Raw genomic sequence first — 17,645 nt, 5'->3', positions numbered from 1 at the left:
TTGAAAACGCAGAGAACCGTATGTCCGACCACGATATCTTGAGTGATGCCGAGCGCGAGGCGCTCAGCGCCGTCATGCTGGAGCCGGATTTGCCGCCGCAGCGCGTGTTGATCGCCGATGATGATCGGGACGCACGGGAGTTGTTGTCGGAGATCCTTGGCCTGGATGGTATTCGCTGCATGACTGCTGCCAATGGCAAAGCGGCGCTGGAACTGTTGAACTCGAATAAATCGATTGGCCTGCTCATCACGGATCTGCGCATGGCACCCTGCGATGGTCTGGATCTGATACGTCAGGTGCGCGAGTCGGAGCGCGCGGCGCTGCCGATTATCATTATTTCCGGGGACGCAGATGTCCGTGACGCCATCGCCGCCATGCATTTAAACGTGGTGGACTTCCTGCTCAAACCGATTGATACCGGCAAGTTGTTGGCGTTGGTGAAGCATGAGTTGGGTGTGGCGCCGTAGGTTCCTGCAGGCGCTGCCGATAAGCTGCGATCTTTTGATCTTGCTTCCCGCGGATACAAAAAAAGCCCTGACCGTTGCCGATCAGGGCTTTTTGTTATCTATCGCTAACGCTTATTTCACAGACCGTTCCTGGCCTTGAACTCGCGACGGCGACGGTGCAGAACCGGCTCGGTGTAACCGTTCGGCTGTTTGGTGCCTTCGACCACCAGTTCGACAGCTGCCTGGAAGGCGATGTTGCTGTCGAAGTCAGGGGCCAGCGGACGGTATAGCGGGTCGTTGGCGTTCTGCCGGTCGACCACGGGTGCCATGCGCTTGAGGCTTTCCAGCACTTGGGCTTCATTGACGATGCCGTGACGCAACCAGTTGGCGATGTGCTGGCTGGAAATACGCAGCGTGGCACGGTCTTCCATCAGGCCGACGTCGTTGATGTCCGGTACCTTCGAACAGCCCACGCCCTGGTCGATCCAGCGCACCACGTAACCGAGGATGCCCTGGGCGTTGTTGTCCAGTTCGTTCTGGATTTCTTCGGCTGACCAGTGGGTGTTGCTCGCCAACGGGATGGTCAGGATATCGTCGACCGACGCGCGACCACGCTTGGCCAGTTCGGCCTGACGGGCGAATACGTCGACCTTGTGGTAGTGCAGCGCATGCAGTGCGGCAGCGGTTGGCGAAGGGACCCAGGCAGTGTTGGCGCCAGCCAGCGGGTGAGCGATTTTCTGCTCGAGCATCGCGGCCATCAGGTCGGGCATGGCCCACATGCCTTTACCGATCTGGGCGCGACCTTGCAGGCCGGTGCTCAGGCCGATATCGACGTTCCAGTCCTCATAGGCGGCAATCCATTTCTCCGCCTTCATGGCCGCTTTGCGCACCATCGCGCCAGCTTCCATGGAGGTGTGGATTTCATCGCCAGTACGATCGAGGAAGCCGGTGTTGATGAACACCACGCGCTCGCTGGCCGCCTTGATGCAGGCCTTGAGGTTGACCGTGGTACGCCGCTCTTCGTCCATGATACCGACTTTGAGGGTGTTGCGCGGCAACTCGAGGACTTCCTCGATGCGCCCGAACAGCTCGTTGGTGAACGCCGCTTCTTCAGGGCCGTGCATTTTCGGTTTAACGATGTAGACCGAACCGGTGCGGCTGTTTTTGCGCGAGTTGTTGCCGTTGAGGCTGTGAATCGCCGCGAGGCTGGTGATCAGGCCGTCGAGAATCCCTTCCGGAACTTCGTTGCCGTCCTTGTCGAGAATCGCGTCGATGGTCATCAAATGGCCAACGTTGCGCACGAACAACAGGGAACGGCCGTGCAGGCTCAGTTCGCTGCCGTCGAGCGCGGTGTAGCGGCGGTCGGCGTTCATGGTGCGGGTGAAGGTCTTGCCACCCTTGGACACCTCTTCCGACAGGTCGCCCTTCATCAGGCCGAGCCAGTTGCGGTAGATCACCACCTTGTCATCGGCATCGACCGCGGCGACCGAGTCTTCGCAGTCCATGATGGTGGTCAGCGCTGCTTCCATCAGCAGGTCGTTGATGCCAGCAGGGTCGGTCTGACCGACCGGAGTGCTGGCGTCGATCTGGATTTCGAAGTGCAGACCGTTGTTTTTCAGCAGGATCGCGGTCGGCGTAGCGGCGTCGCCGTGGAAGGCGATCAGCTGTGCGTCGTTGCGCAGGCCAGTATTGCTGCCGCCCTTGAGGCTGACCACCAGTTTGCCGTCAACGATCTTGTAGCCGGTGGAGTCGACGTGGGAGCCGGCCGCCAATGGCACCGCTTCGTCGAGGAAGGCGCGGGCGAAGGCGATGACCTTGTCGCCACGGACCTTGTTGTAGCCTTTGCCTTTTTCCGCGCCGTCGGCTTCGCTGATGGCGTCAGTGCCGTACAACGCGTCATACAGCGAGCCCCAACGGGCGTTCGAGGCGTTGAGGGCGAAACGGGCATTCATCACCGGGACGACCAGCTGTGGACCGGCCATACGGGCGATTTCGTCGTCGACGTTTTGCGTCGTTACCTGGAAGTCCGCCGCTTCTGGCAGCAGATAACCGATGTCTTGCAGAAAGGCTTTGTAGGCCACGGCGTCATGCGCCTGATCGGCACGAGACTGGTGCCAGGCATCGATTCGCGCCTGGAGGTCGTCGCGTTTGGCGAGTAGGGCTTTGTTCTTCGGCACCAGGTCATGAATGACCTTATCGGCTCCGCCCCAGAACTTATCGGCGGTGAGGCCGGTACCGGGAATGGCTTCGTTATTCACGAAGTCGAACAGGACTTTGGCGACCTGCAGGCCACCGACTTGAACGTGTTCAGTCATTGCTTGCCTCACTCTGCTCAGCTATTTCGCTTTTCAGCTCTTCAATTTAACAATGAAGCCTCTGGCCATTTAAACCACAACCCCTTGCACCAGTACATGCCATTGCTGGCGGCTGGGTGCATCCAATCAACGGCAGAGCCTTGCTGACGGGGCTTTTCGGGGTTGCGATGGCGCCTGGGCAGACATCGATCCAACGTTATGTAGTGCGCGCTGCGGCATACTACATGATGAATAGCGGTTGTGAAAATTAGACTAAATACGTCGTTTAGCGACTTGAGCCAGCTGTATGGTCACGCTGGGGAATGGGATGTTCTCAAAAAACTATAAGATTGTTCCAGATAAATCTAAGAACAGTACACGATTTGTTTTTCTGTAGCGGCTTGCCGGGCGATAGACATCAGCCAATCAAGCGCAGAATAAAGGCTTGCCTATACTTCCCCTTCTATTACAAAAGTCATGACAAGAGGGCTATGCCATGGACCATCTCGTACTTACCGTAATCGCCCCGGACAAACCCGGCCAGGTCGAGCGCATTGCCCAATGCATTGCCGAGCACGGCGGCAACTGGCTGGAAAGTCGCATGTCGCGCATGGCCGGACAATTTGCCGGGATCCTGCGGGTTGGCGTGCCGGCCGAGGCCTACGACGAACTGGTGGATGCGCTGCAAGGATTGTCGGCGCATGGAATCCGCGTGCTGATTGCCGAAAGCGGCATCGAACAATCCTGCACCTGGAAGCCGATCGCCATGGAACTGGTCGGCAACGACCGACCGGGAATTGTCCGTGACATCACACGCTTGTTGAGCGAGCAGGGGGTAAACCTCGAGCAATTGGTCACCGACGTGCGCCCGGCGCCCATGAGCAGCGAGCCGCTGTTCCATGCCGAAGCAATTCTGGCGGTGCCGCTGACCTTGTCTCTGGACGTATTGCAGGCGCGTCTGGAAACCCTGGCGGACGATTTGATGGTCGAGTTGGTGTTGCGCAGCGAGGTGTAAACCTGAAGTAACAGTTATCCAAGTAAAACCTGCACCTGCCTGTGGATAACCTGTAGAGATGCACCGCCAGCCCAAGCTGGCCGGGGCTCCCCCAGAGTTGAGCAAAAAACGAACAGTTTCAAGGGGTTGTGCACAAACGGTGGGGATCACGTTGTGGATAACCTTGGGGCTGATGCTTGCAGGCCACGTGGATAATGGCCTGCAGAGCTTTGTGCGTTTTTTGATCAGGCGCGCCGGCGCATGCTGATCCAGGCATCCACGCTGTAAATCGCCAAACCTGCCCAGATAAACATGAATGCAACCAGGGTGCTTGAGGATAAGCGCTCGCCAAATAGCAGCACTGCCTGCAACAGCACCAGAGTCGGCGCCAGGTACTGGAGGAAACCCAGGGTGGTGTAGGGCAAGTGCCGCGCGGCGGCGTTGAAACACACCAGCGGTACCAGAGTGATCGGTCCTGCAGCTACCAGCCACCAGGCTTCGGAGGTGGTCCAGAACTCGGCCTGCGCACTGCTTGCGCTGGGGTTGAGCAACAGCCAGCCGAGGGCAATCGGCACCAGCATCCAGGTTTCCACCACCAGCCCGGGCAACGCTTTGACCGGTGCCTGCTTGCGGATCAAGCCGTAGAAACCAAAGGTCAGTGCCAGCACCAGCGAGACCCAGGGCAGACTGCCCACTTGCCAGACTTGCTGAGCCACGCCGACCGCGGCCAGCCCCACCGCCAGCCACTGCATGCGCCGCAGCCGCTCTCCGAGCAACAGCATGCCCAGCAGTACGTTCACCAAGGGGTTGATGTAATAGCCGAGGCTGGCTTCGAGCATCCGACCCGTGTTCACCGACCAGACATAGGTCAGCCAGTTGGCTGCGATCAGCGTGCCGCTCAAGGCCAGGATCGCCAGTCGCCGCGGGTTCTCCCGCAGCTCGCGCCACCAGCCCGGATGTTTCCAGACTAACAACAGCAAACCGCCGAACAGCGCGGACCAGAGCACCCGATGGATGATGATCTCTACCGCGGGCACGTTGGCGATGGCTTTGAAGTAGAGCGGGAACAGGCCCCAGATGATGTAGGCGGTCAGGCCCAGAATGTACCCGCGACGCGGGTTGGCGGCTTGCATGCAGAGTCCTTGCTTAGGCAGCTAACGATCAGGACAGCCATTGTAAGGAGGTTGTATAGATGTGTCGTGCCTGAAAGCAAAGATCGTCCGAACGCGGCCCGAACCTGTGGCAGCTCCTACGCCGACCGGGTACAACCGCGAAATAACGGATGTACGAAATTGTGTAGGAGCTGCCGCAGGCTGCGATCTTTTGATCTTGAATCAGAACAATTTCAAAGGTTCTTCGTTCAACGCGGAAAGCTGCTCACGCAACGCCAGCACCTGATCGCCCCAATACCGCTCGGTACCAAACCACGGGAAGCTGCGCGGGAACGCCGGATCATCCCAGCGGCGGGCCAGCCAGGCGCTGTAGTGCATCAGGCGCAGAGCGCGCAACGGTTCGATAAGTGCCAGTTCACGCGGGTCGAAGTCATGGAACTCGCGGTAGCCATCCATCAGTTCCGACAACTGGCCCAGGCATTCGTGACGGTCACCGGCGAGCATCATCCACAGATCCTGCACCGCCGGGCCCATGCGGCAGTCATCGAGGTCGACGATGTGGAACATCTCGTCGCGGCACATCATGTTGCCGGGGTGGCAGTCACCGTGCATCCGAATGTTCTGATGGGGCGTGGCCTGGTAGACCTCTTCCACTCGCTTGAGCAGATCCCGGGCGACTGATTCGTAGGCCGGGAGCAAGCTGCGAGGCACGAAATTGCCTTCGAGCAAGGTGTTCAGGGAATCATGGCCGAAGTTCTTCACACCGAGGGCTTCGCGGTGTTCGAACGGGCGGGTGGCGCCGACCGCGTGCAGGCGGCCGAGCAATTGCCCGAGGCGATACAACTGATCCAGATTGCCGGGCTCTGGCGCGCGACCGCCACGGCGAGGGAACAGGGTGAAACGAAAACCGGCGTGTTCGAACAGGCTTTCGCCGTTGTGGATCATCGGCGCGACGACCGGAACATCGCACTCGGCGAGTTCGAAGGTGAAGCGGTGTTCTTCGAGGATCGCCTCGTTGGTCCAGCGTTGTGGACGGTAGAACTTGGCGATCAGCGGCTCGGAGTCTTCGATGCCGACCTGGTAGACGCGGTTCTCGTAGCTATTGAGCGCCAGGATGCGGGCGTCGCTGAGGAACCCAATGCTTTCAACAGCATCGAGCACCAGATCGGGGGTAAGGGTTTCAAACGGATGGGCCATGCTGACTCCTGCGCGCAGCAGGCTGCCGCGTCCGGCCAGACATGGTAGCGCAGACGGACGCAGATAGGTGGTGACTGTTCTGACGCCATCGCGAGCTTGCTCGCGATGAGGGCCTGTCAGGCGCCGACGATCCCGCCATCTTCACGGGTGATCACCATCACCGACGACCTCGGCTTGCCGTTCGGCAAATGCTCGGGGAAGGTCGAGCCGCCGTTTTCGCCCGGGTGCTGAATGCCGACGAACAAGGTTTTCTGATCCGGCGAGAAACTGATGCCGGTCACCTCGCACCCCACCGGGCCGACCATGAACCGACGAATTTCACCGCTGAGCGGATCGGCGCAGAGCATCTGGTTGTTGCCCATCTCGGCGAAATCGCCGCTGTTGCTGGCGTCGCCATCGGTGAGGATCCACAGCCGACCAGCGTCGTCGAAACTCAGGCCGTCGGGGCTGTTGAACATGTTCTGCGCGGTGATGTTCGACGAGCCGCCTTTCGGTGTGCCGGCATGCACCGCCGGATTACCCGCGACCATGAACAGATCCCAGGAAAAGTTCATGGCTGCGTGGTCGTCACGGTTTTCCTGCCAGCGCAGAATCTGCCCGTAGACATTCTTCCCCCGTGGGTTGGGGCCGCCGACCGGTTGACCCTCTTCGCCGCGCTTGGCGTTGTTGGTCAGGGTGCAGTAGACCTGACCGTCTTTCGGGTTGACGACTATCCATTCCGGGCGGTCCATGCGCGTGGCGTTAACCACGCTGGCAGCGAGCCGGGCGTGGATCAATACCTCGGCCTGATCGGCAAAGCCACTGCTGGCATCGATGCCGTTTTTACCATGGGTCAATTCGATCCACTGGCCCTGGCCTTTTGGATGGTCGGGGTGACTGTCACCGGCGTCGAAACGTGCGACGTAGAGGGTGCCGTGATCCAGCAGCTCGCGGTTGGCTTGCGGATCCTGATGATTGATCTTGTCGCGGCTGATGAATTTGTAAATGAACTCACCGCGTTCATCGTCGCCCATGTAGACCACCGCGCGTCCGTCACCGGTCTCGGCCAGTGCGGCGTTTTCATGTTTGAAGCGGCCCAGGGCGGTGCGCTTGACCGGGGTCGATTGCGGGTCGAACGGATCGATCTCGACGATCCAGCCGTGACGGTTGAGTTCGTTGGGGTTCTTCGCCAGGTCGAAGCGCGGGTCGTGTTGGTGCCAGTTGATCTCCTTGCTGGTTGCCACCACACCGTAGCGTTTTTGCGCAGCGCCGAATTTCTGCTCGGGATTGTTGCTGCCGAAGCAGTCGGTAAAGTTCTCTTCACAGGTCAGGTAAGTGCCCCACGGGGTCTTGCCGTTGGCACAGTTCTGGAAAGTGCCGAGCACTGTATTGCCCTGCGGGTCGGCGCTGGTTTTCAGCAAATCATGCCCGGCGGCCGGACCGCTCACGCGCAGCGGCGAGTTGCCGTGGATCCGACGGTTGTAGTTCGAACCCTGAACAAATTGCCATTGGCCGTTCTTGCGTTGCACCTCGATGACCGACACGCCTTCACAAGCCAGCGCCTTGTGCACATCCGCCGCCGACTGCGGCATGCCGCCGTGGGGGTAGAGGTAGCGGTAGTTGGTGTATTCGTTATTGATCGCCATCAGCGCACGGTCGTGTTCGCCGGGGAAAGCGAACAGGCTCATGCCGTCGTTGTTGTCGCCGAACTGGACTTCCTGGGCCTGGGCTGTGCCATTGCCGCTGGGATCGAAGGCCGGACCGTCCTCTTGCAGAGGTTGCCCCCAACTGATCAGCACCGACGATTTATAGCCGGGTGGCAAGCTGATGGTGTCGCTGGTGGCGGCGGCAATGCTATTGAAACCCAGCATTTTGCTGGAACCGGCACTGACGCTCGCGGCCAGTACGCTGCGGCTCAGCAGGTTCCCACCGAGAAACATCGCCGCGCCACACAAGGCGCCGGCACTGATGAAGCCGCGGCGGCTGAGGCCGGTGATTTTTTCGAGGTCGGTGGGCTGGTTTTCTTCTAGTAATGTCACATCAGGCTCCCTGCAGGTTTTTGCAGACACCTTAAAGCGCATCGATGAAGGTAATGTTTCAGGGAGTTTTCAAGCTGCGCCGCAAACCCCGTAGCAGCTGCCGAAGGCTGCGTTCGGCTGCGCAGCAGTCGCAAAACCTGCCACCGCAATTCTCGCTTTTTATTGAGTTAACCGGATTGCGAGTGCTTCGCCCTCGAACGCAGGCTTCGCCAGCTGCTACGAAAAGAGTGTCTGCGCTCGAGCTAAAGCGGTGTGCCGAGCAATACGTTAGATGGCGCGAACTGCACCAGGACCGGGCTTGCAGTTGCCAGGTTCTGGGTTTTCAGATGCAACGGCTCGGCCAATGCACACAAGGTTTGCCCATTGGGCAATCCGATGCGTACCTCGCTGGGCCCATCTTCGGCGTCGAGAATCTCTTCGATGCTCCCGCTCAGGCAGTTGTGTCCGGCGGTGGCGGCTTGATCGATGGCCAGCACCTCCAGCCAACCGGCCTTGATCAACGCGACCACCTCAATGCCGGGTTCCAGTTCCAGCCGCAGCGTACTGTCATGGGTGATCTGCGCCTGGATCCTCAGCCCTTCGGCCAGTTCCAGGCTGATCAGGTCATTGCGCCCCTGGCTGTCGATGGCCACGACCTTGCCGTGCAACTGGTTGCGGGCACTGGTTCTGAGCATCAAGCGGCCAAGCAGGTCCAGGTCGCTGGCGTCTTCGGCGGCTTCCAGCACTTGTGCCTGCAATGCTTGCAAGCGTTGATAGAGCCGCAATACCCGTTCACCTTCGCTGGACAACTTCGCGCCACCGCCGCCCTTGCCGCCGACGCTGCGCTCGACCAAGGGTTTCTGCGCCAGGTTGTTCAACTCATCGATGGCGTCCCAGGCGGCTTTGTAGCTCAAGCCCGCGCTTTTCGCGGCACGGGTGATCGAGCCCTGCTCGGCGATGTGTTGCAGCAGGGCAATGCGCTGCGGGCGACGAACGATGTGTTGGGTCAAAAGCGTGGGCAAGGACATAGTGGCGCGCTGTGAGCTGTGATGATGAGACTGGACGTTGGCGGCTTGACGCTTGAGAGTCAAGTCAGGCCTGATCGCCAGGTTTTGGGGTTCTGGCCAGGCAATAGACGTCAACCTGTCGGGCTCCGCCGTTCATCAACAAGCGGGCCAGGTAGTGGGCAGTAGTACCGGTGGTCAGCACGTCGTCGACCAGCGCCAGATGCCGGCCTTCAATCCGCGCATCTGGCACCAGGGCAAAGGCCGTTCGCAGGTTGCGTCGGCGCGCCTCGGCATTCAGTTCCTGTTGTGCGGTGGTGTCTTGAGTGCGCAGCAATAGATGTTCCTCGCAGGGGATCGTCAAACTGTCGCTGAGCCACTGGGCGAGCATCGCCGCCTGGTTGTAACCGCGCTCGCGCAGGCGCTGGTTCGATAGGGGAACAGGTACCAGCGCATCGGGTCGTGTGAGGCCTTCATCGAAGCGATGGTGCAGCGATTGACCGAGAAGTTCGGCCAGCAAACGACCAAACGGCCACTGTGCGCGGTGCTTGAAGCGGGTGATCAAACTGTCGATCGGAAAGCCGTAAGCCCAGGGTGCTACGACCTGGGCAAAGGCAGGCGATTTTTTCAGGCATTGGCCGCAGGTCAATCCCGGCATGGGCAGGGGCAGGGCGCACACCTGGCACTGATCACCGAGCCAGGGCAGCTCGCTTTCACAAGGGGTGCAGATCGGATGAGAGGTATCGGTGGATTCGTCGCAGAGCAAACAGTGCTGGTTGTTTTTTAACCAGATGTAAACCGGTCCGATGTATCGTGGTTGACAGCGCATGACTCTTCCTTAAATATGCCGAACATCCGTGTCGCGCCTGTGGGTATTACTGACCACAGCCGCAAGCCAAGCATAAAACAAGGAAATCAGCCGATGAGCGCCAGTACCACCGCCAAATTGCGTCACGATTGGTCGTTAGCCGAAGTCAAGGCGCTGTTCGTTCAGCCCTTCAATGACCTGTTGTTCCAGGCGCAGACGGTGCACCGCGCGCATTTTGACGCCAACCGGGTTCAAGTCTCGACACTGCTGTCGATCAAGACCGGTGCCTGCCCGGAAGATTGTAAATATTGTCCGCAGTCCGGTCACTACAACACCGGGCTGGAAAAAGAAAAACTGATGGAAGTGCAGAAGGTCCTCGAAGAGGCTGCTCGGGCCAAGGCCATCGGTACGACCCGTTTCTGCATGGGCGCGGCCTGGAAGCATCCATCGGCCAAAGACATGCCCTACGTGCTGGAAATGGTCAAAGGCGTGAAAGCCATGGGCCTGGAAACCTGCATGACCCTGGGCCGCCTCGATCAGGATCAGACCGAAGCCCTGGCCCAAGCCGGCCTTGACTATTACAACCACAACCTCGACACCTCGCCTGAGTTCTACGGCAGCATCATCACCACCCGTACTTACTCCGAGCGCCTGCAAACCCTGTCTTATGTGCGTGATGCCGGGATGAAGATCTGCTCCGGTGGCATTCTCGGGATGGGCGAGTCTCTCGATGACCGCGCCAATCTGCTGATCCAGCTGGCCAACCTGCCGGAGCATCCGGAGTCGGTGCCGATCAATCTGCTGGTCAAGGTCGTCGGCACGCCGCTGGAAAATGCCGAAGACATCGACCCGTTCGACTTCATTCGCATGCTCGCGGTCGCTCGGATCCTGATGCCGCAATCCCACGTGCGTCTGTCTGCAGGTCGCGAAGCGATGAACGATCAGATGCAGGCTCTGGCTTTCTTTGCCGGTGCCAACTCGATTTTCTACGGCGACAAACTGCTGACCACCGCCAACCCGCAGGCTGACAAGGACATGCAACTGTTCTCGCGCCTGGGCATCCTGCCGGAAGCTCGTGAAGAGCACGCAGATGAAGTGCATCAGGCGGCCATCGAGCAAGCGCTGGTTGAACAGAAGAGCAGCGAGCAATTCTATAACGCAGCTGTTTGAAGCCTCCCCGATCCTTCTGGAGGAATGCAAAACACTGTGGGAGCGAGCCTGCTCGCGATGAGGCAATAACATTCAACAGCTATGTTGAATACCCAATCGCTATCGCGAGCAGGCTTGCTCCCACAAGGTACTGCGGCATCACTTCTGAATTCTGACCCCCGAGGCCTGCATGTCTTTCGATCTCGCCGCACGCCTTGCTGCCCGTCGTGCCGAAAACCTTTATCGCCATCGCCCTCTGCTCGAAAGCCCCCAGGGGCCGGAAGTGGTGGTCGACGGCCAGCCGTTGCTGGCGTTCTGCAACAACGATTACCTCGGCCTGGCTAATCACCCGCAAGTGATCGAAGCCTGGCGTGCCGGGGCGACTCGTTGGGGCGTGGGCGGTGGCGCTTCGCATCTGGTGATCGGCCATAGCGGTTCGCACCATGCGCTGGAAGAAGCCTTGGCCGATCTGACCGGCCGCCCGCGAGCGCTGTTGTTCACCACCGGTTACATGGCCAACCTCGGCGCGGTCACCGCGCTGGTCGGGCAGGGCGATACGGTGCTGGAAGACCGCCTCAATCATGCCTCGTTGCTGGATGCCGGGCTGTTGTCCGGTGCGCGATTCAATCGCTATCTGCATAACGATGCGGTCAGCCTGGCCAAGCGTCTGGAAAAAGCCACGGGCAATACCCTGGTGGTTACCGATGGCGTATTCAGCATGGACGGAGATCTTGCCGACCTGCCCGCGCTGGCTCGCGAGACCAAGGCCAAAGGTGCCTGGTTGATGGTCGATGACGCCCATGGCTTTGGTCCGTTGGGCGCCAACGGTGGCGGCATCGTCGAACACTTTGGTTTGAGCCAGGAGGAGGTGCCGGTACTGGTCGGCACGCTGGGTAAAGCCTTCGGCACCGCCGGGGCGTTTGTCGCCGGCAGTGAAGAGCTGATCGAGAGCCTGATCCAGTTTGCCCGTCCGTATATCTACACCACCAGCCAACCGCCAGCCCTGGCCTGTGCCACGCTCAAGAGCCTGGAGTTACTGCGCAGCGAGCATTGGCGACGCGATCATCTGAATCTGTTGATCCGCCAGTTCCGCCAGGGCGCCGAGCAAATTGGCCTGCAATTGATGGACAGCTTCACACCGATCCAGCCGATCATGATCGGCGATGCCGGCCGTGCCGTTCGCCTGTCGCAGATGCTGCGCGAGCGCGGTTTGATGGTGACTGCGATCCGCCCGCCGACCGTGCCGGCCGGCAGCGCGCGGTTGCGCGTGACCTTGTCCGCGGCCCACAGCGAGGCGCAGGTCCAACTATTGTTAAATGCACTGGCCGACTGTTTTAGCCAATTGGGACCGGAGGCAAGCCATGCGTGATCGACTGATTCTGCTGCCCGGTTGGGGGCTCGGCATTTCGCCGCTGGAGCCTTTGGCGGCGGCCTTGCAGGGCCTGGACGAACATCTGCGGGTCGAGATCGAACCGTTGCCGGAACTGCAGTCGAGTGACCTCGATGAGTGGCTCGACGAACTCGATGCGAGCGTGCCGGACAACGCCTGGCTGGGTGGCTGGTCGCTGGGCGGCATGCTTGCCGCCGAGCTCGCCGCCCGCCGTGGCGACCGTTGCTGCGGTTTGCTGACCCTGGCCAGTAACCCGTGTTTTGTCGCCCATGCCGAGTGGCCGAGCGCGATGCCGGCGGAGACCTTCGATGCGTTCCTTGCCGGCTGCAACGCTGACCCGCGAGGGACCCTCAAGCGCTTTGCACTGCTCTGCGCCCAAGGTGCGGCGGACTCGCGTGGCATGACCCGATTGTTATTGGGCGGTGCACCGCATACCGCGCCTGCCGTCTTGATGAGCGGATTGGAGTTACTGGCGCAGTTGGATACCCGCCAAGCCTTGCAGTCCTTCCGCGGCCCGCAATTGCATCTGTTTGCCGGGCTCGATGGCCTGGTCCCGGCAGAGGCTGCAGGCGACTTGCTGGTGTTGTTGCCGGATGTCGAAATTGGTCTGATTGAACAGGCCAGCCACGCGTTTCTTCTGGAAGACCCCCACGGAGTGGCGGGCGCGATCCAGGCCTTCTTGCATGAGTCCGGTGATGACTGATTTATCCTTCCCCAAACTGCCGGGTGGCTTGCCGGACAAGCGTCAGGTCGCGGCGTCCTTTTCCCGCGCGGCGGCCAGTTACGACAGCGTGGCTGAGTTGCAGCGGGCAGTCGGTAGCGAATTACTGAGTCGTTTACCCGGCGAATTTTCCCCTGGCCGTTGGCTGGACCTGGGCTGCGGCACGGGTTACTTCAGTCGCGTGCTGGGTCGGACCTTCCCTGAGAGTGAAGGGCTGGCACTGGATATCGCCGAAGGGATGCTCAACCACGCCCGGCCATTGGGCGGTGCAACCCACTTCATCGCCGGCGATGCCGAGCGTTTGCCGCTGCAGGCCAACAGCTGCGAGCTGATCTTCTCCAGCCTGGCGGTGCAGTGGTGCGCGGACTTCGCCTCGGTGTTGAGCGAGGCGCATCGCGTGCTCAAGCCTGGCGGCGCGATGGCGTTTGCCAGCCTGTGCGTGGGTACTTTGTATGAATTGCGCGACAGCTGGAGTCAGGTCGACGGTATGGTTCACGTCAATCGCTTTCGCCCGTTCAGCACTTATCAACAGCTGTGCGCCGCCAGTGGCTTGCAGGTGGTCAGCCTGGAAACCCGTCCACATGTTCTACATTATCCGGATGTGCGTAGCCTGACCCATGAGCTCAAAGCCTTGGGCGCGCACAATCTGAACCCCGGTCGGCCCGGAGGTTTGACGGGCCGTGCGCGGATACTGGGGTTGATCCAGGCCTATGAACAGTTTCGTCAGGGACAAGGGTTGCCTGCGACTTATCAGGTGGTCTACGGCGTATTGGAGAAACCGCTATGAGCTCAGCCTATTTCATCACGGGCACCGATACCGATGTCGGCAAGACCACCATTGCCGCGGGTTTGCTGCATGCCGCGCGGACAGCGGGGATGAGCACGGCGGCGGGCAAGCCGGTGGCCTCCGGCTGCGAAGTGACGCCCAAGGGCTTGCGCAACGCCGATGCACTGGCGTTGCTGGCTGAATGTTCTCTTGCGCTAAGCTATGCCGAAGTCAATCCGGTGGCGTTCGAACCGGCCATCGCCCCACATCTGGCCGCTCGTGAGGCCGGGGTGGTGCTGAGTGTTCAGTCGTTGTTATTGCCGATGGAGCAGCTTCTGAACAAGCAAGCGGACTTCACCCTGATCGAAGGCGCGGGCGGTTGGCGAGTGCCATTGGCCGATCAGAACAATCTGTCGGACCTGGCGATGGCGTTGCAGTTGCCGGTGATACTGGTGGTGGGCGTGCGGCTGGGTTGCATCAATCATGCGTTGTTGACGGCCGAGGCGATTGCCCAGGACGGTCTGCAATTGGCGGGGTGGGTAGCCAATATCATCGATCCGAAGACCTCACGTCTGGAAGAGAACCTCGCGACCCTGGCCGAGCGATTGCCCGCACCCTGTCTCGGTCGAGTACCGAAGCTCAAGGCCCCCACGGCAGAAGCAGTGGCTGAACATCTGCAACTTGACCTGTTGGACTAGGGTTTGCCTATGACAAAGCACTTTGCCATTAGTGTTTTTGTCGGGCCTTTTACGGGCAGGTCTGCTTCAATGGAGACCGTTTATCCTATTCAGGATCGAGTTCTCCCATGGAAATCTCAGGGAATACCGCTTTCTATGCCGGTTTGAGCACTATTCAGACAGGGCAGAACCGTGTCGATCAAGCGGCCAGCCAGATCGCCAACACAACCATCGAGCGATCCGTTACCAGTCAGTCATCCGAGGCTCAGGTCGACCGTCTGCGCGCGGTAGATCGTAGCCAGCAATCGGATCTGGCCAGCAGCATGGTCGAGATGTCTCAGGGCAAGATCCAGGCGGAACTGGGCGTCAGAATCGCCAAGGCTTCCGATGAAATGCTCGGTACGTTGATCGATACCTACGCTTGAAGTCCTGCCATTTCTGCTGATTTTTGTGCTGGACGCCACGCCCTCTTGTGGCGAGGGGGCTTGTCGGAACGCCGCACCGCCCCGTTCGGCTGCGAAGCAGTCGTCATGTCGGTGAACGCGGTGAGCCTGACACAACGCGTTGGCAGGTTCTAGGACCGCTTCGCGCTCCAGCGGGGGCAAGCCCCCTCGCCACAGGTTTGCGTTCGGCGCTTTTTTTCTTAACTGACTGGCATTTGGGCTTGCCCGCGAAAACGTCCCCCCTGTCAAAATAGATTTCGCTTCATCCCTCAGAACCTCTACCTCAACTACTCTCTTCATCATCAGCCACTGTTGCCGTGATCGCAGCAGGCCCGCGCCTGCGCGGATTCAGCCCGCCGATGACGAACGGCAGTTTATCGATGCTTGACAAGGTTTGATGGTAAACGTATGTTTCAAACAACTGTTTGACCGCCATAACAAATCAACGCGGTTGTTCATTCCAGGATTCATCAGCAGAGGTTTATCGCTATGCCTGACTACAAGGCCCCCTTGCGTGATATTCGCTTCGTTCGTGACGAACTGCTCGGCTACGAAGCGCACTATCAGAGCCTTCCGGCTTGCCAGGACGCTACCCCGGACATGGTTGACGCCATCCTTGAGGAAGGCGCCAAGTTTTGTGAGCAGGTGCTGGCTCCGCTGAATCGCGTAGGTGACACCGAAGGCTGCACCTGGAGCGAATCCGGTGTTAAGACGCCAACCGGCTTCAAGGAAGCCTACAAGCAATTCGTCGAAGGCGGCTGGCCAAGCCTGGCCCACGACGTCGAGCACGGCGGCCAGGGCCTGCCGGAGTCGCTGGGTCTGGCAGTCAGCGAAATGGTCGGTGAAGCCAACTGGTCGTGGGGCATGTACCCAGGCCTGTCCCATGGCGCGATGAACACTATTTCCGAGCACGGTACGCCTGAGCAACAAGACGCCTACCTGACCAAACTGGTTTCCGGCGAATGGACCGGCACCATGTGCCTGACCGAACCGCACTGCGGCACCGACCTGGGCATGCTGCGCACCAAGGCCGAACCTCAGGCTGACGGTTCCTACAAAGTCACTGGCACCAAGATCTTCATCTCGGCCGGTGAGCACGACATGGCCGACAACATCGTCCACATCGTACTGGCGCGCCTGCCGGATGCACCGGCTGGCACCAAAGGCATTTCGCTGTTCATCGTTCCAAAGTTCATGCCGAACGCCGATGGTTCGATCGGTTCGCGCAACGCTGTGACCTGCGGTTCCCTGGAACACAAGATGGGCATCCACGGTAACGCGACCTGCGTGATGAACTTCGACGCGGCCACCGGTTTCCTGATCGGCCCGGCGAACAAAGGCCTGAACTGCATGTTCACCTTCATGAACACCGCACGTCTGGGTACTGCGCTGCAAGGTCTGGCACACGCCGAGATCGGTTTCCAGGGCGGCCTGAAATACGCTCGCGATCGTTTGCAAATGCGCTCCCTGACTGGCCCGAAAGCGCCGGACAAGGCCGCTGACCCGATCATCGTGCACCCTGACGTACGCCGCATGCTGTTGACCATGAAAGCGTTCGCCGAAGGCAACCGTGCAATGGTTTACTTCACCGCCAAACAGGTCGACGTCGTCAAATACGGCGTGGACGAAGAAGAGAAGAAAAAAGCCGACGCACTGCTGGCCTTCATGACGCCGATCGCCAAGGCGTTCATGACTGAAGTGGGCTTTGAATCCGCCAACCACGGCGTGCAGATCTACGGCGGCCACGGCTTCATCGCTGAGTGGGGCATGGAGCAGAACGTTCGCGACAGCCGCATTTCCATGCTGTACGAAGGCACCACCGGGATCCAGGCACTCGATCTGCTGGGCCGCAAAGTGCTGATGACTCAAGGCGAGGCGCTGAAAAGCTTCACCAGGATCGTTCACAAGTTCTGCCAGACCAACGAAGGCAACGAAGCCGTCAAAGAGTTCGTCGAGCCTCTCGCTGCGCTGAACAAAGAATGGGGCGAGCTGACCATGAAGGTCGGTATGGCGGCCATGAAAGACCGTGAAGAAGTCGGTGCCGCTTCGGTGGACTACCTGATGTACTCCGGTTATGCCTGCCTGGCTTACTTCTGGGCCGACATGGCGCGTCTGGCTGCCGAAAAACTGGCTGCCGGCACCAGCGAAGAGGCGTTCTACACCGCCAAGCTGCAGACGGCGCGCTTCTACTTCCAACGCATCCTGCCGCGTACCCGCACTCACGTTGTCACCATGCTGTCGGGTGCCAGCAACCTGATGGACATGAAAGAAGAAGACTTCGCCCTGGGTTACTAAGCCCTGACGCAGTCCTTCAAAAGCCGCTGCCCCTTTGGGAGCAGCGGCTTTTTTGTGTGCGGTGAATGCCTCTGGAAACGCAGCGCCCCCCAAAAGATCGCAGCCTACGGCAGCTCCTACGCTGACCGGGTACATCCGCGAATGTGGATGTACCCGAAATGTGTAGGAGCTGCCGCAGGCTGCGATCTTTTGGAGGTCACCCAACGTTTAAGCCAGTTACGACAAGAACCGCCAAAATTAGCTCTTCTACCGTTGAAGAGAGAGCTACATGACCTGCATCACAATGTGCGTGCCTAATTGCGAGCAATACAGGCACAATGCCATCCTTCGATATTTCGGGTCGGAGCTTTAC

The 17,645-nt window shown here is 59.9% G+C and carries 16 protein-coding genes; 9 read left to right on the top strand and 7 right to left on the bottom strand.

Going from position 1 to position 17,645, the window contains the following annotated elements:
- The first annotated feature begins 20 nt into the window (after positions 1-20).
- Entirely contained in the window at positions 21-467 is a 447-nt protein-coding gene (locus F8N85_RS14015; RefSeq protein ID WP_150804193.1) for a response regulator, read from the top strand.
- Positions 468-583: 116 nt separating this feature from the next.
- On the opposite strand, the gene F8N85_RS14010 is transcribed toward F8N85_RS14015, so the two are convergent.
- Positions 584-2,761, bottom strand: coding sequence for a malate synthase G (locus tag F8N85_RS14010; RefSeq protein WP_150804192.1), 2,178 nt, complete (start codon positions 2,759-2,761; stop codon positions 584-586).
- Positions 2,762-3,236: 475 nt separating this feature from the next.
- On the opposite strand from F8N85_RS14010, the gene F8N85_RS14005 reads away from it, so the two are divergent.
- Positions 3,237-3,755, top strand: coding sequence for a glycine cleavage system protein R (locus tag F8N85_RS14005; RefSeq protein WP_150804191.1), 519 nt, complete (start codon positions 3,237-3,239; stop codon positions 3,753-3,755).
- Between the two features lie 224 nt (positions 3,756-3,979).
- On the opposite strand, the gene rarD is transcribed toward F8N85_RS14005, so the two are convergent.
- The 5 genes from rarD to F8N85_RS13980 form a co-directional block, all read right to left on the bottom strand.
- Positions 3,980-4,867 carry an EamA family transporter RarD gene (rarD, locus tag F8N85_RS14000; RefSeq protein ID WP_150804190.1) on the bottom strand — a complete coding sequence of 296 codons (888 nt, stop codon included), beginning with the start codon at positions 4,865-4,867 and terminating at the stop codon, positions 3,980-3,982.
- A gap of 201 nt (positions 4,868-5,068) precedes the next feature.
- The gene (locus tag F8N85_RS13995) at positions 5,069-6,043 is read right to left on the bottom strand and encodes a serine/threonine protein kinase (protein ID WP_150804189.1); all 975 of its coding nucleotides are present in this window, start codon (positions 6,041-6,043) and stop codon (positions 5,069-5,071) included.
- Between the two features lie 116 nt (positions 6,044-6,159).
- Entirely contained in the window at positions 6,160-8,061 is a 1,902-nt protein-coding gene (locus tag F8N85_RS13990) for a PhoX family protein (protein WP_150804188.1), read from the bottom strand.
- Between the two features lie 242 nt (positions 8,062-8,303).
- Complete coding sequence (locus F8N85_RS13985) at positions 8,304-9,068, bottom strand: TOBE domain-containing protein (RefSeq protein ID WP_150804187.1); 765 nt, start codon at positions 9,066-9,068, stop codon at positions 8,304-8,306.
- A 64-nt stretch (positions 9,069-9,132) separates the two neighbouring features.
- A complete protein-coding gene (locus tag F8N85_RS13980) occupies positions 9,133-9,873 on the bottom strand; it encodes a ComF family protein (RefSeq protein ID WP_150804186.1) in 741 nt (246 codons plus the stop codon).
- Between the two features lie 93 nt (positions 9,874-9,966).
- Between F8N85_RS13980 and bioB the strand changes: the two genes are divergently transcribed.
- The 6 genes from bioB to F8N85_RS13945 all read left to right on the top strand — a co-directional run bounded on the left by bioB (position 9,967) and on the right by F8N85_RS13945 (position 14,980).
- Positions 9,967-11,022 (top strand): biotin synthase BioB, encoded by a 1,056-nt coding sequence (gene bioB, locus F8N85_RS13975; RefSeq protein WP_150804185.1) that lies wholly within the window; start codon positions 9,967-9,969, stop codon positions 11,020-11,022.
- A 169-nt stretch (positions 11,023-11,191) separates the two neighbouring features.
- Positions 11,192-12,370: an 8-amino-7-oxononanoate synthase gene (gene bioF / locus F8N85_RS13965; protein WP_150804183.1), complete on the top strand. Its 1,179-nt coding sequence runs from the start codon at positions 11,192-11,194 to the stop codon at positions 12,368-12,370.
- Positions 12,363-13,094 carry an alpha/beta fold hydrolase gene (locus tag F8N85_RS13960; protein WP_150804182.1) on the top strand — a complete coding sequence of 244 codons (732 nt, stop codon included), beginning with the start codon at positions 12,363-12,365 and terminating at the stop codon, positions 13,092-13,094. The genes bioF and F8N85_RS13960 overlap by 8 nt, the downstream gene beginning before the upstream one ends.
- Positions 13,087-13,899, top strand: a complete 813-nt coding sequence (bioC, locus tag F8N85_RS13955) for a malonyl-ACP O-methyltransferase BioC (RefSeq protein ID WP_150804181.1) — start codon at positions 13,087-13,089, stop codon at positions 13,897-13,899. The genes F8N85_RS13960 and bioC overlap by 8 nt, the downstream gene beginning before the upstream one ends.
- Entirely contained in the window at positions 13,896-14,576 is a 681-nt protein-coding gene (gene bioD / locus F8N85_RS13950; protein WP_150804180.1) for a dethiobiotin synthase, read from the top strand. Before bioC ends, bioD begins: the two co-directional genes overlap by 4 nt.
- A gap of 107 nt (positions 14,577-14,683) precedes the next feature.
- The gene (locus F8N85_RS13945) at positions 14,684-14,980 is read left to right on the top strand and encodes a pyrroloquinoline quinone biosynthesis protein PqqE (protein WP_150804179.1); all 297 of its coding nucleotides are present in this window, start codon (positions 14,684-14,686) and stop codon (positions 14,978-14,980) included.
- A gap of 301 nt (positions 14,981-15,281) precedes the next feature.
- Here F8N85_RS13945 and F8N85_RS34550 read toward each other — a convergent pair whose 3' ends face one another.
- Positions 15,282-15,434 carry a hypothetical protein gene (locus F8N85_RS34550; protein WP_191636181.1) on the bottom strand — a complete coding sequence of 51 codons (153 nt, stop codon included), beginning with the start codon at positions 15,432-15,434 and terminating at the stop codon, positions 15,282-15,284.
- A 53-nt stretch (positions 15,435-15,487) separates the two neighbouring features.
- Between F8N85_RS34550 and F8N85_RS13940 the strand changes: the two genes are divergently transcribed.
- Complete coding sequence (locus F8N85_RS13940) at positions 15,488-17,293, top strand: phenylacyl-CoA dehydrogenase (RefSeq protein ID WP_150804178.1); 1,806 nt, start codon at positions 15,488-15,490, stop codon at positions 17,291-17,293.
- Positions 17,294-17,645 lie beyond the last annotated feature (352 nt).

The organism is Pseudomonas fluorescens, from assembly GCF_902497875.1.
In the GTDB taxonomy this organism is placed as follows: Bacteria; Pseudomonadota; Gammaproteobacteria; order Pseudomonadales; family Pseudomonadaceae; genus Aquipseudomonas; species Aquipseudomonas fluorescens_BR.
This window is presented reverse-complemented; position numbering and strand designations above follow the sequence as displayed.

Coding starts and splice junctions, on each gene's coding strand:
- bioF (WP_150804183.1), top strand. CDS start 11,192: ATGTCTTTCGATCTCGCCGCACGCCTTGCTGCCCGTCGTGCCGAAAAC.
- F8N85_RS13960 (WP_150804182.1), top strand. CDS start 12,363: ATGCGTGATCGACTGATTCTGCTGCCCGGTTGGGGGCTCGGCATTTCG.
- F8N85_RS13945 (WP_150804179.1), top strand. CDS start 14,684: ATGGAAATCTCAGGGAATACCGCTTTCTATGCCGGTTTGAGCACTATT.
- F8N85_RS13995 (WP_150804189.1), bottom strand. CDS start 6,043: ATGGCCCATCCGTTTGAAACCCTTACCCCCGATCTGGTGCTCGATGCT.
- bioB (WP_150804185.1), top strand. CDS start 9,967: ATGAGCGCCAGTACCACCGCCAAATTGCGTCACGATTGGTCGTTAGCC.
- F8N85_RS14010 (WP_150804192.1), bottom strand. CDS start 2,761: ATGACTGAACACGTTCAAGTCGGTGGCCTGCAGGTCGCCAAAGTCCTG.
- F8N85_RS13940 (WP_150804178.1), top strand. CDS start 15,488: ATGCCTGACTACAAGGCCCCCTTGCGTGATATTCGCTTCGTTCGTGAC.
- F8N85_RS13980 (WP_150804186.1), bottom strand. CDS start 9,873: ATGCGCTGTCAACCACGATACATCGGACCGGTTTACATCTGGTTAAAA.
- F8N85_RS13985 (WP_150804187.1), bottom strand. CDS start 9,068: ATGTCCTTGCCCACGCTTTTGACCCAACACATCGTTCGTCGCCCGCAG.
- F8N85_RS14005 (WP_150804191.1), top strand. CDS start 3,237: ATGGACCATCTCGTACTTACCGTAATCGCCCCGGACAAACCCGGCCAG.
- bioC (WP_150804181.1), top strand. CDS start 13,087: ATGACTGATTTATCCTTCCCCAAACTGCCGGGTGGCTTGCCGGACAAG.
- rarD (WP_150804190.1), bottom strand. CDS start 4,867: ATGCAAGCCGCCAACCCGCGTCGCGGGTACATTCTGGGCCTGACCGCC.
- F8N85_RS14015 (WP_150804193.1), top strand. CDS start 21: ATGTCCGACCACGATATCTTGAGTGATGCCGAGCGCGAGGCGCTCAGC.
- bioD (WP_150804180.1), top strand. CDS start 13,896: ATGAGCTCAGCCTATTTCATCACGGGCACCGATACCGATGTCGGCAAG.
- F8N85_RS34550 (WP_191636181.1), bottom strand. CDS start 15,434: ATGGCGGTCAAACAGTTGTTTGAAACATACGTTTACCATCAAACCTTG.